Raw genomic sequence first — 15778 nt, forward strand, 5'->3', positions numbered from 1 at the left:
CTTTGGCTGTTTATGCGCTGCGGGGGCGTTCGCCGGCAGGATTCTCGCGAAGGACGTCTGTGACGTGAGTCGTAAAACGCGTCAGCAGACTGTCCAGGGCCAGAGTTGTCTCCGCATACTGGCGCGCGGCTGTGCCAAGCGCTGTCCGGAGGGCTTCGTTGCCGGCCAGGGAAAACACGGCGTCGGCTACCGCCGAGGCATCTCCCGGGCTGACCGTGATGCCACGACCGCTGACTACGTCGGCCACCTCGGTGCCATCGGCTGCCGTGGCGACAATGGGGCGCCCACTCGCAAGCATTCCCGTCAGCTTGGATGGCATGACGAGATCGGCTGCATCTGCGCGTTGAGGCAGGAGATGAATATCTGCGCTTGCCAGGAGTGATGGCAGGCGCTCGATGGACTGCAGAGGGAGAAAATGCGCGCGATTCAGCCGCGCGCAAGTTTCTTCCAGCGCTGCTTTGCCGGGGCCATTCCCGCAAAAGACGAAATGGATGTTCTGCGAGTCCTGCAGCAGGTTGGCTGCCCTGCCAAGGATTTCCAGGCCCTGCTTGTGGCCCATGTTTCCGGAGTAGAGCGCGACCACGGCGTCGGCCGGAATGTTCAGTTCATCCCGAATCGCATGATCGTTGACTTCTGGGTGGATGGTCTCCACGTCTACCCAGTTGGGGAAATGAACAAGCCGGCTACGGTCGACGCCCTTTGCTTCCGCAAGTCGCATCATGGCTTGAGAGATTGTGGATACTCTGTCAAACCAGCGCAGCAGTCGGTTCTCAATGCGTTCAACGATGCGCTTGGCTCGTTCGTTCTTTAGTATGCCGAGCGCGAATGCGGCGTCGACTTCAAAGTCCTGAATATGCAACCATGTCTTGCTCCCGAACAGCTTGGCAAAAAGGAGGGTTGCAGGGGAGCAGAACAGGGGGGGCTCGACGACAAAGATGACATCGGGTTTCCAGCGCGCCTGCGCGAACAGCACAGGCATGCTGCTAACGGCGAACGTGGCCAGGTGGAGGAGGCGCTTGAGCCCCGAAGGCTTGGCCGGTACCCACAACGGGGCGCGCAGAACGGTGACGCCGTTGCGCATTTCCCGCTTGTAGGAGCAGGCTTTGTAGCCTTCGGAGACTTTCCACTCGGGATAGTACGGCGGCGCGGTAATGACACGTACCTCATGACCCTGCGCGACGAGCCATTCGGCCTGCTCAGCGGTGTATTTGCCTATGCCCGTCAGCTCGGGGGCATAGTTGAGGCAGTACATCAGGATCTTCATGGGCCTAGGCCTGGCGATAGTTGCTGGCCGCCGTGGCAGTGTCCTGTCGGCGCCTGGCAGCGAGCAGGGCAGAGGCTGCTTTCCGTCCAATGCCGTAGTACGTAAATCCCAGCTGGCTGAGCTCCGCCGGCTCATAGAGATTCCGCCCGTCAAAAATCACCGGCTCGCGCAGCGCGGCGGCAATGGCGGTAAAGTCCGGCGAGCGGAACGATTTCCACTCCGTCACCACGATCAACGCATTGGCGCCCTGCAGGGCGGCGGCCTGATCGACGGCGAAGTGGATGCGGGCAGCCGCGGTGCCTTCGTTGGCCAGATCCGCATGGATCGCGTGCCTGGCCTCTTCCATCGCCACCGGGTCAAAGGCCCGCACGCTGGCGCCGCGCGCCAGCAGTTCCTTGATGATCACGCGGCTCGGCGCGGCGCGCATGTCATCGGTGTTGGGCTTGAAGGCCAGGCCCCAGAGGGCGAAAGTCAGGCCGCTGAGGTCTTCGCCGTAGTGCCCGATGATCTTCTGCACCAGGATGCGTTTCTGGTCGTGGTTGACGGCTTCCACCGCGGCCAGGATGCGCGGGGTCTGTCCGTGCTCAGCGGCGGTGTGCTCGAGGGCCTGCACGTCCTTGGGGAAGCAGGAGCCGCCGTAGCCGGTGCCGGCGTAGAGAAAGCTGTAGCCGATGCGGGGGTCGGAGCCGATACCCTGGCGCACCAGTTCGATATCGGCACCGACCACGTCCGCGAGGTTGGCCAGTTCATTCATGAACGAGATGCGGGTGGCCAGCATGGCGTTGGCAGCGTACTTGGTGAACTCGGCCGACGCGATGTCCATGTTGAGGATGCGGTCGTGGTTGCGGGTGAAGGGGGCGTACAGCGCGCGCATGGCGTCACGTGCCTTCTGGCCGGCGGGGCCGGCATCGGTGCCGATGACGATGCGGTCCGGGCGCATGAAGTCTTCGATTGCTGCGCCTTCCTTGAGGAATTCGGGGTTGGACACGATGGCGAAGTCCAGCGCGGGCAACCCGCGCTCCTGCAACTGGGCGGCAATGCATTCGCTGACCTGGGTGCCGGTGCCCACGGGCACGGTGGATTTGTCGACCACGATCTTGGGGGTGGTCATGTAGCGGCCGATATTGCGGGCGGCCGCCAGCACATAGCGCAGGTCGGCGGAGCCATCTTCGTCCGGCGGGGTGCCCACGGCAATGAACTGGATATCGCCGAAACTGACGCTGGCTTCGATGTCGCTGGTGAAGCGCAGGCGGCCGGCGGCATGGTTGCGTTCGATGAGCTCCTTCAGGCCGGGTTCGTAGATGGGCACTTCGCCGGCGTTGAGCATCTCGATCTTGGTGGCGTCGAGATCCAGGCACAGGACGTCGTTGCCGAGTTCCGCCAGGCAGGTGCCGGTGACCAGGCCTACGTAGCCACTACCGATGATGGTGATTTTCATGAGCGCGTGTCGAGGGAGGTGAAGAGCGATCTGGGTTATTTGTGTCTTTGCGTGCCCTGGCGTTTGCCAGCGCATGAGCCAGCGAGAGCACGGCGATGGCAAGTACGGCAGCCGTCAGGTCCGTGAGCAGGTCTGCCAGGTCGGACGAGCGGTACGGAAAGAACGATTGGATGACTTCATCGAGGCCGCCCAGCACGGCAATGCCCGCCAGCGTGATGACGGCCTTGTGCCGGGAGAAAGCCAGATAGATGGCGGCGCCCAGGCAGGCATAGGCGCTCAGGTGCATGACCTTGTCGCCGAATTCCTGGTTGAGCGCCTGTGCCTTGCCGGGGAGGTTGCCCACCACCAGCATGGTCAGGTAGAACACGGCGGCGGCCGCGAGCCAGAGCCTGCCCGTGGGCGAGAACAGCGTCGCGGCGTTGCTGCCCGGGCGCGACGGTTCAATACGCATTCTGCCCAGTCCACCCCTTGAACGCCGTCCAGAAGATGATCCGCAGGTCCATCCAGAACGACCAGTTGCGGATGTAGAAGATGTCGTGCTCGACCCGCTTGGCCATCTTGTCCAGCGTGTCGGTCTCGCCGCGATAGCCGTTGATCTGCGCCCATCCGGTGATGCCGGGCTTCACGCGGTGCCGCAGCATGTAGAAGTCGAGCTGTTCCTTGTAGATGTTGTTGTGGGCCATCGCATGCGGCCGCGGTCCCACCACGCTCATCTCGCCGCGCAGCACGTTGATGAACTGCGGCAGCTCGTCCAGGCTGGTGCGGCGCAGGAACGCGCCGATGGGCGTGATGCGGCTGTCGCCCTTGGTGGCCTGGGTGACGGTGCCGTGCTCGGCGTGCATCTTCATGCTGCGGAACTTGTAGACGTGGATCACGCGGCCGTCCATGCCGAGGCGTTCCTGCTTGAAGAAGACGGGGCCGGGCGAGCCGCGCTTGATCAGGATGCCGATCACGGCGAACAGCGGCGAGAGCGCGAGCAGGACGAGGGCGGCGAAGGTGCGGTCGAACACGGCCTTGACGGCGCCGCGCACGCCGAGCGAGGGCGGGCGGTTCATTTCCACCGCGGGCATGCCGAGGAAGTTGCCGACGTTGTGGTTGAGCAGGTCGAAGTCCAGCACGCTGGGCATCCACTTGATGTCGATGAAGTCGTTGCGCAGGGAGAAGGCGATCTCCTGCATGCGGCGGGATTCGGAGAGGGGCAGCGTGAGCCAGATCTCGTCGATGCCGTGCGCGCGCGAGAACTCGGCGATCTCCGCACTGTCCTTGATGCGCGGGCGGCCTTCGGGCGTGGTTTCGCTTTCGGGCGCGTAGATGCCGCTGACCTTGTAGCCGGTGCGGTGGCTGGCGGTGGCGCGCTGATACATCTCCTGGCCGGTGCGGCCGTAGCCGACGATCAGCACGCGCTTGTGGTTGATGCCGGCACCGCGCACCATGCTGAGCATGGAGCGGGTGGCGAGGTGCAGGAGGAACAGGCCGGCCAGCGAGAGCGCGTACCAGTAGATCATCCACAGGCGCGACAGGGCATCGATCTGATGCATGAAGTAGCACAGCAGCAGGCTGATGAGCCAGACCAGGGTCCACGCGGCAACCAGGCGCGTGGCCAGCGCGGCGAAGCTGCGTCCGCGCCATGAGGCGTAGAGGTCGAAGCCGGGCAGCACGATGAACGCGACCGCGCAGCCGAAGTACTGGATGAACTGGTGAATCGGTGCCGCCGCCCCGGGATCGGCCGGGAAGCGAAGTTCGGCGGCGACGTAGCCGGCGATCCAGATGGCACCGACATCGAACAGGCGCACCATCAGTGCCAACTGATCGTGATGCCTGGCAAACATGTCGCGATAGACTCCCATGATTCCCCCCGAAGTGTTCGCGTAGCAGGCGCCCGCATGCGCCGTGCTTTTCCCCCCGCTGGAAATTGACCTTGTGTGGCAGCCGGTCGTGCCGGTGCCATGCACAGTGCCGCGGCGTGGCCGCGGCGAGACAGAGGCAAAGTCGTGCTGGACTGCTTCCGCGGCAGTCACTCCATGGCGGGTGTGGCGCGGTGGCTGACCTGAGCCACCTGCGGCGTCCTTTGCAGACTGCCCATTGGAGTTGCAACGCTTCGTGCCTGGCCGGCGGCGCTGGCCGCGGCGGCATGCTTCTGTCTCTGCATTGGTGCGGATAATGCGGTGCAGCGAAACCTACCGGTACCCTGCATGAGAAGGGAACGCGTGGGGATCGGTGGCGCGTGTGCGCGCCGGCCGCGATTTTTTGAGACGCACGGTCGAGCGCCGCGGCGGGAGCGGGCTACGCCGCGCATGCCGGCATTGCGCGCAGGCGCCCCGGCGATGGTGGCCCGTGGCGGCTGCCACGGCATTCATCAGCACGATGATCTGGCACGCATTCACCCGCTTCACCCGTAAGCGGCTCGACGCTTATCTTGCGTCTTTGCGGCACGTGGTGCCGCATGGCATCGATGGAGATGCGCGCGAGGCTGCGCTGCGGCGGCAGTCGGTGAAGAGCATATCGCCGGGCAGGTGGCGGTCGATGGCGTCGTGAAAGGGACCCGTCAGGTTTGTCGTGCGTCACCTCCAGGTCCATGACGTGGCCGACGCGTTCGCGCCAGCGCAGTATCTTGCCCGCGGCGTTGCCGCGCGGGCTGCCGGAGGGGCTCGCGCGCGGGCGTGACTGTAGCGAAATTCGCCTGCGCGCGCTGGTGTCGGCGGCCTCATCCTTTTAGGCGATTGCCTTTCCCCGCATGCGCATGCACGCAAGGTCCGCGCTGGTTGTTACCCTGCTCAAGAAGGGATAAATGAGTACAACGAATCCCTCCAAAGGGGGGCGCGCATCGAAAGATTCTCGCGCAAAATCTCGGTCCGCCTAGTTAGTGTTTCGCGCAAACGCGATCAGGTTTCCTTGGGGCGGCATCCGGCGGCACGCGGGTCGTATGGTATTGGCGCCGGAGAGGTTTTCCATGGGGAAAGACTGGTCCAGATTGGTTGCAGGAAGGTCAAATCCGTCGGGGCAGGCATTGCGTCGGGCTGGCTGCTCCCCCGGTACGAAGCGGGATGGGAGGTGCCGGATCGCCGGCGCGGCTCTGCTTCCCGGTCAGCGGATTGTCTCCAGGTTCTATTAGAGATTTGCCGATGCATTCGGGGCGTCTCCTTGCCCTTCACGTCGTACAGGTGAGTATTGCCTCTGCGTGTGGGCATCTTCAACTCCACCAAGCGGTAGAGGCAATGGAAATAGAACAGAAGACGGTATTTTCGCGAGAGCAGCTGGATGCGTATTTCGCATCCTACGTGGGTATGGAAGGCGGGAATCCTGCGGCGGCTGTGTGGTTTTGCGACAGCACGCCTCATCCGTGGGTCGAGTCGCTGGTGGCGCCGCTGGTGCCGCGCGAGCATCCCGTGTCATGGGATGACGCATACCGTGGCAAGCACCGCCAGAGCATGGAGCGCTGGCAGTCGCACCAGAAGATCGCACGGATCATGGCGGCGGCGCGTGCGCGCACCTTCGGCAGCTCGCTGAGCGAATGCGACTGGAAGCATTACTTCGACCACTATCTCTACGCGCCGCGCGGCGCGGAATTCAAGCTCAGCCTGTTCCCGCTGCCGGCTCACCTGATCGGGCAGACGCCGTGGTCCAAGGCGTTCCGCGGCCAGCCCGCGCTGGTGCCCAAGCAGCGCTATCTCGACCTGTGCCGCGGCGGCAGGCGCTTTGCGTTCATCGACGACATCCGCCGGCGCTGGCGGCCGAAGGTGGTGGTGTGCCTGGGCGAGCGCCATCTCGACGATTTCGTGCACGCGTTCTCGCTGGACGACGCGCACGCATCCGACTACATCCTGCAGCCCGCCGATCTCGCCAAGACGCTGCGGGTGCTCAGGCGCGACGGCACCACGTGGATCGTCTGCCCGGCGCTGGCCGGCGCATCGGGGCTGACTTCCGACGTGTTGCTCGAAGCGATGGGCCGGTACCTGGCGGGCTGGCTTGCGCCGGCCGATTTTCCCGCGCTGCGCGCTGTGCAGACGGTGTAGATGCAGCTGTAGCAATGCAGTGGCCGTTGTAGTTCTTGCATGCGGCCATTGTAAAAAAGACAACCTGCAAGGGGGCATCCGCGCGGCCGCAAAACGCCGAGCGAGAGCGGTTGGCGGCGTGCCGCCGCGGGCTTTCCCCCGCCAAGTAGGGGTGACACGGAAGTAGGGATTGTTTATCTAGTGTGCTGGCAGGACGCGGCAGTGCACTGCACCAAAGCGTTGTTGCCAGGTCCGCTTGCAGGGGGCAGCAAGGCCGCGCGATGCGCGGCAGGACCCGGTGGCGCAGGGCGCAGGTGACAGTGTGCGGCGATGACCAGGCGCATTGACCCACAGACCACGTATCGACGTAACGATCTCAGGAGCGAGAAGAGTGCAAACCAATATCAGGAATATCTTTACCCTCGGCATCATGGCGGCCGCGGCAGCGACGCTGGTTGCTTGCGGGGGCGGCTCGGATTCGCCGTCGACACCGTCGACACCGTCGGTCACTGTCAGCGGCAAGGCAGTCGACTTCTACGTGTCGGGCGCCACCGTGACCTTCCTCGACTGCAGCAACCAGACCGCGATCACCAACGCGACGGGTGACTTCACCTTCCCCGCGGGCTGCACCTCGAGCGCGCTGAAGGGATCCGGCGGCACCGACATCGGCACCGGCCAGCCGTTCACCGGCGTGCTGCAGTCGCCTGCCTTGCCCTACAAGGCAGGCGTGACGCCGATGCTCACGCCGCTGACCACGCTGCTGGCGCAACTCGGCGCCGGGCAGGCCGAGGCGCTGGCCACCAAGCTGGGCCTTGCCGGCAAGGACCTGACCTCGCTCGACCCGATGCAGGACGCGGCCGTGCTCAAGGCGGCCGTGGTGGTGCAGCAACTGGTGGAACAGGTCACCAAGACGCTGACCGGCGTGGCCAAGGGCGGCACGCTGAGCGCGGCCGATGCCGCGGCGGCGGCGGCCAAGGCGGTGGCCAGCGCGGTCGGCGCGGCGTCGGGCCCGGTTGACCTGACCAGCAGCGCGCTGGTGACGTCGGTGGTGAGCTCGGCCGTGCAGAACGCCAAGGCGGGCCTGCCGGCAAGCCTGCAGGCGAACATCGACACGGTGGCGGCCAACGTGGCCGCGCTGGCCGGCCCGGTGGTGGCGACCCAGGTGGCGAACGTGAGCGCGTCGCTGGGCAACATCGTGCTGGGCACCACTCCGGCGGCCACGCTGGCCGCGCTGCAAGCGAGCGGCGCGGTCAATGGCGTGGTGGACAGCGCCAAGTCCACCACCGCGAGCGCGCTGGTGTCGGCGGTGCCGGCGGCCACGCTGACCGACCCGGCCAAGACCGCGGGCCTGACGGTGCTGGGCGACGCGGTCGCGAGCGGCAACCCGACCAAAATCCAGAGCGCGGCCAACGGCCTGGGCAGCGGCGCGGTGGACAGTGGCGCCATCGACAACGTGGCCAATGCCGTCAAGCCGGCCAACTTCATCCAGCTGGCGAGCGTGACCATCAACGGCCAGACCTTCCCGGTCAGCGACGCGGTGACGGTGACGGGCGGCACGCTCGGCGCCATCACGGTGGCGGTGTCGAAGGACGGCGACCCGTTTGCCGGCGGCGCCGCGGACGTGCGCGCGGGGCTGAGCTACACCTACAACGGCAACACGGTCAACGTGATCATCGAGAAGGTCTCGCTGACCTTCAGCGGCTCGGCGCTGAGCGCCGTGCAGGTGCCGGTCAACACGACCTACTCGTTCAGCATCTCGGGCGCGACCTCGGCCAACGTCAGCCTGACCAACGCCGTCGCCGACAACCTGTTCAGCAGCGCCAACGGCGGCTCGCTGAGCCTGCCGTTCACCACCTTCCTCGGCAAGCTCAAGAGCGCCGGCGCGCTGAGCCAGGCGCAGATCGACGCGCTTACGCCGAAGGCGACCGCCACCTTCCCGGTGACGTTCGCGGTGACCGGCCAGGGCGGCAAGGAGGTGAGCGTGGGCACCCTGGTCAGCGGTACCGCGCAGAAGGCGCAGGTGCAGTCGGTGCAGACCGGCACGGCCACGGTGAGCGGCAACGCCATCAAGACCGCGGTCACGCTGAACCCCTGACCGGCGCGCAGCCGGCCTTCCGCCCGCACGGGGAAGGCATGCCCGGTCATCCGCCGCGCGCGCCGGCAGGCCAGCGCGGCGGGTGGCCGGCTTCTTTTTTGCGTGCAGTGCGCCGGTGCCCGCTGGTCAGGGCCGCGGCGCATGCCGTGCATGAGGCCAGCCCACGGCCTCGGAGTCTCCTATGCTGTTGTTTCGCTCGCGCCGGCTCGGCAAGGCCGGTGCCCTGATGGTGGGCTTGTCGTGCGCGGGCGCGGCCAGCGCCGCGCCCGACGACGTGTTCATGCAGGCCGAGCCCGCCACGGGCGAGTTCACCTCCGTGCGCGTGGAAGCCAGCTTCGACATGGTCAACCGCTCGATGGACGTCTTCAACCAGGGCGGCAACAGCCTGCCGGACAACGCCGGCGACTACCGCGGCGGGCGGTTGATGCTGGGCTACAAGTTCTCGCCGCGCTGGTCGGCCTCGGCCACGTACTGGCGGCGCGGCATCGACTACGGCCCCGACAACAACCAGATCGACACCTGGATGGTGGCGCTGCACTACGACCCGCTGGCCGAGCCCGGCGCGCGCGACCGCGTCATGATGCGCTTCTCGCTGTGGGGCGACCGCTCGGGCACGCTGGACCGCTCCGCCGCGCTGAGGGTGCGCAGCGCCACCTTCAACGGCGTGACCGTCAACGACGCCAACGACATCCAGGCGCAGGCCGACGTGATCTTCTCGGGCGAGCTGACCGAGCGCAGCCAGTTGACCGGCTTCCTCGGCCTGGGCGCGAGCCGCGTGACCATCGGCGGCATCAACACGCGCCTGCAGCAGGGCGGCTGCAATTTCAACGTCGCCATCGGCTCGGACAACATCGCCAACGGTTCGCTGGCCGCGCCTTGCCGCACGGGCAACGTCAACCTGCAGTCGGCATCGTTCTCCACGGACGCGAGCCAGTACGGGCTCAACATCAACGACGATTTCAACTACGTGGCGGGCTACCTGAACCTGGGCGGCGCCTACCGCTGGAAGTACAAGGATTTCGCCGCGCGGCTGGGCTACCAGTTCCAGTACCTGCTGCGCAGCAACGTCGACAGCCGCGCGCAGGCCTACGGCACTTCGCCGATCCGTTCGAACCATACGCTGGGGCTGGAGCTGTCGTACGCGGTGGTGAAGAACGTGGAGGTGTTCCTGCGCGGGCAGGCATCGCTGCACAACTTCGTGGGGACCATCCCGTTTCTCTACAACGCGGCGACCGCCGGCAAGCTCGACCGTTATTACGGCTACGGCTCGATCGGCATCCGCTTCTCGGGATTCTGATGGTGCCGGCGGGCGGCGGTTGCGCGCCGGCGTGGCTGCCGGCGAAAAAGAGGGGTGCAGGTGCAGGGCGCCCCTGCACCCCTTGAGTGTTTAGCAAGGGGTCAGTCTTGCCAAGGTGAATTGTGGTTGATGTTGCACCGCGTCAGTACCCTGCCTTGGGGGGTGGACCTGCTTCGGAGGGGAATCCGAAACGCCCGGAAGCGCTCCGGTGCTGAAAGAATGAGGTACTGGCGCACCGGCATGCCGCATCGCTCATTGCATCGCCTGCGCGCATCGCTGCGCGCAGGGTTGCCGTGCGCGAAAGCGGCAAGGCGGCAAGCGCGGGCGCACGTGGCGAACAGAACAAGAACAAAAGAAGAACGAGACGGGTGCGCAGAAAAACGAGAACGATCAGAACACCAAGAACAATGAATCGTGGTCAGGGTAGAGCGGACAGGTATGGCTTCCGGGAGCTTGAATTGCACTTCGCGTTAATCAGTGGCCAGGCTGGCGCCTGTCCGGGGCCGGACAGGCCGGACGCGTCCGTCACGGGGCCGGAGGAGGGCCCGCGCGACGCCTTGGCCGAACGCATCGCGCAACTGGGGCAGCGGCTGGGCGCGCCCGAGCTCGCGCCGCCGGGCGCGGAGGTGGTGGAGCGCAACCTGCAGACCGACGACCTGCTCGCGCTGAGCCGCGCCGAGCTGGTCGGCGCGATCGAGCTGGGGCATATCTATCCGGTGTTCCAGCCGCAGATCAGCGCGCGGCACGGCGGCATCGTCGGGCTGGAGGTGCTGGCGCGCTGGTCGGACAAGGGCTGCGAGCACGCGCCGGACAAGTTCGTGGAGAGCATGGCGGGCCACGGCGTGGAGACCCTGCTCATGGACCACTTCCTGTGCGCCTGCGCGCGCGTGCAGGCGCGCTTTCCGCGCTACCACGGCCGCTTCTCGCTCAACGTCAACCCGCGCACGGCGGCGGCGGTGGATTTCATTCCGGTGCTGCTGCGCGCGAGCATGTCGCACGGCCTCGACATTGCACGGGTGGTGCTCGAGCTCACCGAGCAGACGCGCCTCGGGTGCGAGGGCGAGGCGCGCCTGCTGGAGAACCTCAACGCGCTCTCGAACCGTGGCATGGTGATCTCGCAGGATGACTTCGGCGCGGGTTATGCCTCGCTGCAGGCGCTCGGCCTGCTGCCGTTCAAGCAGGTCAAGATCGACAAGACCATGCTGCACCGGGCCCGCCATGCCGAGCGCGCGCGCCGGCTGCTCTCGCTGTCGATGGAGCTGGCGCGCTCGCTGGAGCTGCAGACCGTGGCCGAAGGCGTGGAGAGCGACGACGACATGGCGCTGGCAAGGTCGCTCGGCGCCGACCTGCTGCAGGGCTTTGCCATCTCGGCGCCGGTGCCGCTCGAGCGGCTGGGGGAGCTGGCGCTCTAGCCCTGGCGCTGGTCCTGGCTGCCGCGCGCGTCGACGTGCGCGGCGAAACCGGTCCGGCCCGGCGCGATGCCGGGCCGCAGCGTGAGCGCCGGGATGTCGTAGGCGCCGGCATTCTGCGCGCGGAACGGGATCGGCGCGGTTGTCCCTAGGCCGTCGAGACGCTGGCCGAGCGCATCGCGGATGCCCGCGAAGCGTGCTTCGTCGACCCGGCCGGTCCGGTAGACCACGAACGGCGGCAGCACGTCGAAGCCGGGGTAGTACAGGATGCCGTGCTGGATCGGGAACAGCAGGTCGTCGATCGGGCCGTTGATGCCGCGCGGGCCGTAGTGCGACTCCCAGCCGCCGGCCGTGACCACCAGCATCGCGCGCTTGCCGGCCAGCGTGCCTTCGCCGTAGCGGTCGCCCCAGCGGGCGTCGGAATGTTCGCCCACGCCGTAGCCGAAGCCATAGGCGTAGACGCGCTCCACCCAGCCCTTGAGGATCGCCGGCATCGAGAACCACCACAGCGGGAACTGGAGGATGACGGCATTGGCCCAGCGCAGCTTGTCCTGTTCGCGCGCGATGTCCGCGCTCTGCGTGCCGTGCTCGAATGCGTGCCCGGAGTCGAGGGCGGGGTCGAAGCGCGCGCCGGGCTGGTGGTCCGTGTTGTCGTCCGCGTCGAGCGCGGCTTTCCACTTCATGGCATAGAGGTCCGAGACCTGGACCTCGTGGCCGGCCTCCCGGAGATGCCTGACCGTGAAGTCCCTGAGCGAGCCGTTCAGTGAGCGGGGCTCGGGATGGGCGTAGACGAGAAGTACGTGCATGGCTGGGCCTCGGGTTGCGGTGAGCCGGGTGGTGGCGAGAACAGCAAGGTAGGCCCGTGCCGGGTATATTGGAAATGAATAATCCATATGCCAGGTATTGCCATGAATAATCTGCGACGGCTGGACCTCAACCTGCTGGTGACGCTGGACGTCCTGCTTGCCGAGCACAACGTGACACGCGCGGCGCAGCGCCTGCATCTTTCCCAGCCTTCGGTCAGCGTCCACCTGGCCCGGCTGCGGGAGATCCTCGGCGACCCGCTGCTGCTGCCCGGGCCGCGCGGGATGCGGCCCACGGCCCGCGCCGAGGCGCTGCGCGAACCGCTGCGCGAGGCGCTCGCGGCGCTGGAAAGCGCGGTCGCGCCCGCCAGCCCGTTCGACCCGGCCACGGCCAGCCAGACGTGGCGCGTGGCGGCCTCCGATTACGGCGAGTCGACCGTCCTGCTGCCGGCGCTGAACGGCTTGCGCGCGGCGGCGCCCGGCGTCCGGCTGGCGGTGCTCGAACTGATGCCGCCACGCATCGCGAAGCAGGCGGAGCAGGGCGAGATCGACCTTGCCTTCCACGTCGGCGATGAGGCGTCGCCGGGCCTGCGCCACCGCACCCTGTTCACGGAGCGCTACGTGCTGGCGGGCCGCGCCGGCCATCCGCGCCTGAAGCGGCGGCCGACGCTGGCGCAGTTCTGCGCGCTCGACCACGTGATCGTGTCGCCGGACGGCGGGGGATTCCGCGGCGTCACCGATGACGCGCTTGCGCAGGCGGGCCTGACGCGCCGGGTGGTGCTGTCCGTGCCGCACTTCCTTTTCATGATGTCGGTGCTGGCGACGACCGACCTCGTGGCGATGCTGCCCGCGCGCCTCGTGCACGGCGTTGGTGCGCTGCAGGTGGTGGAGCCGCCCCTCGCGGTGCCGGGCTACGAGATGGCCATGCTCTGGCACGAGCGCAGCCACCGCGATCCCGCGCACCGGTGGCTGCGCGAGTACATCGCGGGCGCGGTGTGAGCGGGGCAGGGCAAGGTGGAGCGGGGCGGCGCCGGTTTGACTACCGTTATATACAACGCTATATTTCGGAAACCGGGCGCCGCCAGCCAGTCGCGGCGCCCGTCTTCACAAGGCCGTGCCGTGAACCAGTCGTTGCTGATCCTCGATGCGTTTTCGCTGTCTCCCGGCGAGCCCGCGGCGCGCGCGCTGGCGGGCGTGCTGGAGAGCGCCGACGCGGGCCGGCTGCCCCGTTTCGCGCAATGGCTCGGGCTGGACGAGGCGGAGTTCTGGCGCATGCTGGAGCAGTGCTTTCCGGGTGCCCGGGCGGCGGGATGGGCACCCGAGTCCGCCCCCGTCGACGCGGCCGCGCTGCCCTGCGAGTTTCCCGACCTGGTGGACATGCTGATCGCCTCGGGCGACGCCAGCCGCCCGGCGATGCGCTGGGCCGCCCACGCGCTGGCCAGCGGCTGCTTCGGCGGCTCGCACTTGTGGCAGGACATGGGCCTGTCCGGCCGGCACGATGTCTCGCGCCTGCTGCAGGAATACTTTCCCGCGCTTTATGCGGCCAACACCGCGGAGATGAAGTGGAAGAAATTCTTCTACCACGAGTTGTGCCGGCGGCTGGATCTGCATCCCTGTCCTGAACCGTCCTGTGCCGCCTGCGACAACTACGTGGCTTGTCATGGGGCGGAGACGGTGGCGGTGCTCTGGCGCTAGCGGCGGGATCTGGGCGCCTGCCCTCTCCCCCGGCCCCTCTCCCACAAGTGGGAGAGGGGAGCACACCGGCAGCAGTGCCAGCGCTTCACGAAGCCGCAGCCCCCAGCGCCAGCGACCCCGCGCCATCCTCCGCCACCGACAGCGGTGCCCGCTGCCCCGGCGCCACATAAGCGGCTTCCAGCAGCGCCCGCGTGTAGTCGTGCTGCGGTCGGTCGAAGATGTCGGCCACGCTGCCTTGCTCGACGATCCTGCCCTGGTGCATCACGACGATGCGGTCGGCCACCTCGGACACCGCGGCGAGGTTGTGCGAGACGAAGAAGCAGGCAAAGCCGTGCTGCGCCTGCAGTTGCCGGAACAAGGTCAGCACCTGTTTCTGGATCGTCATGTCGAGCGCGGACACGGGTTCGTCCGCGACCACCAGCGCGGGCCGGCGGATCAGCGCGCGGGCGATGGCCACGCGCTGGCGCTGGCCGCCGGAGAGCGCGTGCGGATAGCGCTCGCCCAGCCCGTCGAGCCCGACTTCGGCCAGCATGGCGTCCACGCGCGCGCGGCGCTGGGCGCGCGTGAGCGGCTCGCCGTGGTTGAGCGGCTCGGCCACGATGTCGCCGATGCGCTGGCGCGGGTCGAGCGACGAGTACGGGTCCTGGAACACCATCTGGCAGGCCAGCCGGAAGTCGCGCCGGTCTTGCCGGCCGCCGCTGCCGACCGGTTGCCCGCGGAACCGGATCTCGCCGCCGGCGAGCGGCAGCAGGCCGATCAGCGCGCGCCCGAGCGTGGTCTTGCCCGAGCCGGAGCCGCCGACCACGGCCACCACTTCGCCGGGCCGGATCGCCAGCGAGACGCCGTCGACGGCGAGCTTGTCCGCCTGGCGCGAGAACAGCCGGTGCGCGCCGGGGTAGGCCACGGCAACGTTGCGCGCCTCGATCACCGGCGGCGCGTCGGCCACGGCGGGGCGGCTGTCGTCGCGCCGCGGCAGCGCGGCGATCAGGCTGCGGGTATAGGCTTCGCGCGGGTTGCGCAGCACCTCGCCGGCGCGGCCGGACTCGACCTGGTCGCCGCGCTTGAGCACCAGCACCGAATCGGCATAGTGCGCGACCAGCTGCAGGTCGTGCGTGACCAGCAGCACGGCGGTGCCGCTGGTGCGCGTGAGGTCGGCCATGATCTGCATGACCTCGCGCTGGCTCAGGGCATCGAGCGCGGTGGTCGGCTCGTCGGCGATCAGCAGGCGCGGCTTGAGCAGCATGACGCAGGCCAGCATGATGCGCTGGCGCATGCCGCCCGAGAACACGTGCGGGTAGGACGCCATGCAACCTTCGGGGTCGGTGATCTGCACGCGCGCGAGCATGGCCACGGCGCGCTCGCGCGCGGCCTGCGCGGGGATCTTCTCGTGCAGCATCAGGCCTTCGCACAGTTGCGCGCCGACCGTCATGGCCGGGTTGAGCGAGACCATCGGCTCCTGGAACACCATGCCGGCGACCTGCCCGCGCAGCGAGCGCATGCCGCGGTCGGGCAGCGTGGCGACGTCGTGGCCGGCCAGCGTGATGGTGCCGCCGGTCTGGCGCACCTGTGACGGCAGCAGGCGCATCACGGCGCGCCCGGCCATCGTCTTGCCGCTGCCGGATTCGCCGACCAGCGCGAGCACCTCGCCCTGCGCGATGTCGAAGGAGATGCCGTTGAGGATGGGCGTGCCGGCGGCGCTGCGCAGCGTCAGGCCGCGCACGCTCAGCAGCGGGGCGCCCTGGCCGGCGGGGGGCGATTGGGGGACCGCGGGCATGCGGGCGTTCA

The 15778-nt window shown here is 67.7% G+C and carries 12 protein-coding genes; 6 read left to right on the forward strand and 6 right to left on the reverse strand.

From position 1 onward, the window contains the following. Window positions 1–10: 10 nt before the first annotated feature. Genes ACWTPI_RS24665 through ACWTPI_RS24680 form a run of 4 tightly spaced genes read right to left on the reverse strand, consistent with a single transcriptional unit; the run spans window position 11 to window position 4531 of the window. Window positions 11–1264, reverse strand: a complete 1254-nt coding sequence (locus ACWTPI_RS24665) for a WcaI family glycosyltransferase (RefSeq protein WP_454733019.1) — start codon at window positions 1262–1264, stop codon at window positions 11–13. A gap of 4 nt (window positions 1265–1268) precedes the next feature. Continuing rightward, window positions 1269–2702 carry a UDP-glucose dehydrogenase family protein gene (locus ACWTPI_RS24670; protein ID WP_454733020.1) on the reverse strand — a complete coding sequence of 478 codons (1434 nt, stop codon included), beginning with the start codon at window positions 2700–2702 and terminating at the stop codon, window positions 1269–1271. Continuing rightward, the gene (locus tag ACWTPI_RS24675; RefSeq protein ID WP_059413954.1) at window positions 2680–3153 is read right to left on the reverse strand and encodes a VanZ family protein; all 474 of its coding nucleotides are present in this window, start codon (window positions 3151–3153) and stop codon (window positions 2680–2682) included. Before ACWTPI_RS24675 ends, ACWTPI_RS24670 begins: the two co-directional genes overlap by 23 nt. Next, the gene (locus tag ACWTPI_RS24680; RefSeq protein WP_454733021.1) at window positions 3143–4531 is read right to left on the reverse strand and encodes an undecaprenyl-phosphate glucose phosphotransferase; all 1389 of its coding nucleotides are present in this window, start codon (window positions 4529–4531) and stop codon (window positions 3143–3145) included. Before ACWTPI_RS24680 ends, ACWTPI_RS24675 begins: the two co-directional genes overlap by 11 nt. Window positions 4532–5923: 1392 nt before the next feature. Here ACWTPI_RS24680 and ACWTPI_RS24685 point away from each other — a divergent pair. The 4 genes from ACWTPI_RS24685 to ACWTPI_RS24700 all read left to right on the forward strand — a co-directional run bounded on the left by ACWTPI_RS24685 (window position 5924) and on the right by ACWTPI_RS24700 (window position 11498). Further along, window positions 5924–6715, forward strand: a complete 792-nt coding sequence (locus ACWTPI_RS24685) for an XpsR family transcriptional regulator (protein WP_231401565.1) — start codon at window positions 5924–5926, stop codon at window positions 6713–6715. A 370-nt stretch (window positions 6716–7085) separates the two neighbouring features. Further along, a complete protein-coding gene (locus ACWTPI_RS24690; RefSeq protein WP_454733022.1) occupies window positions 7086–8789 on the forward strand; it encodes a hypothetical protein in 1704 nt (567 codons plus the stop codon). A gap of 181 nt (window positions 8790–8970) precedes the next feature. Next, window positions 8971–10086: a hypothetical protein gene (locus ACWTPI_RS24695; protein WP_020201540.1), complete on the forward strand. Its 1116-nt coding sequence runs from the start codon at window positions 8971–8973 to the stop codon at window positions 10084–10086. A gap of 557 nt (window positions 10087–10643) precedes the next feature. Continuing rightward, the gene (locus ACWTPI_RS24700) at window positions 10644–11498 is read left to right on the forward strand and encodes an EAL domain-containing protein (RefSeq protein WP_020201539.1); all 855 of its coding nucleotides are present in this window, start codon (window positions 10644–10646) and stop codon (window positions 11496–11498) included. Here ACWTPI_RS24700 and ACWTPI_RS24705 read toward each other — a convergent pair. After that, on the reverse strand, window positions 11495–12301 hold the full coding sequence (locus ACWTPI_RS24705) for an NAD(P)H-dependent oxidoreductase (RefSeq protein ID WP_454733023.1): 807 nt from the start codon (window positions 12299–12301) through the stop codon (window positions 11495–11497). The genes ACWTPI_RS24700 and ACWTPI_RS24705 overlap by 4 nt on opposite strands. Window positions 12302–12403: 102 nt before the next feature. Here ACWTPI_RS24705 and ACWTPI_RS24710 point away from each other — a divergent pair, with 102 nt between their 5' ends. Then, window positions 12404–13297, forward strand: coding sequence for a LysR family transcriptional regulator (locus tag ACWTPI_RS24710; RefSeq protein WP_059413964.1), 894 nt, complete (start codon window positions 12404–12406; stop codon window positions 13295–13297). 120 nt (window positions 13298–13417) lie between these two features. After that, window positions 13418–13993, forward strand: a complete 576-nt coding sequence (locus ACWTPI_RS24715; RefSeq protein WP_020201536.1) for a nitrogen fixation protein NifQ — start codon at window positions 13418–13420, stop codon at window positions 13991–13993. Between the two features lie 85 nt (window positions 13994–14078). Here the strand turns inward: ACWTPI_RS24715 and ACWTPI_RS24720 are convergent, their stop codons facing one another. Beyond that, a complete protein-coding gene (locus tag ACWTPI_RS24720; RefSeq protein ID WP_454733024.1) occupies window positions 14079–15767 on the reverse strand; it encodes a dipeptide ABC transporter ATP-binding protein in 1689 nt (562 codons plus the stop codon). Between the last annotated feature and the right edge of the window lie 11 nt (window positions 15768–15778).

It is taken from the genome of Cupriavidus ulmosensis, from assembly GCF_977008105.1.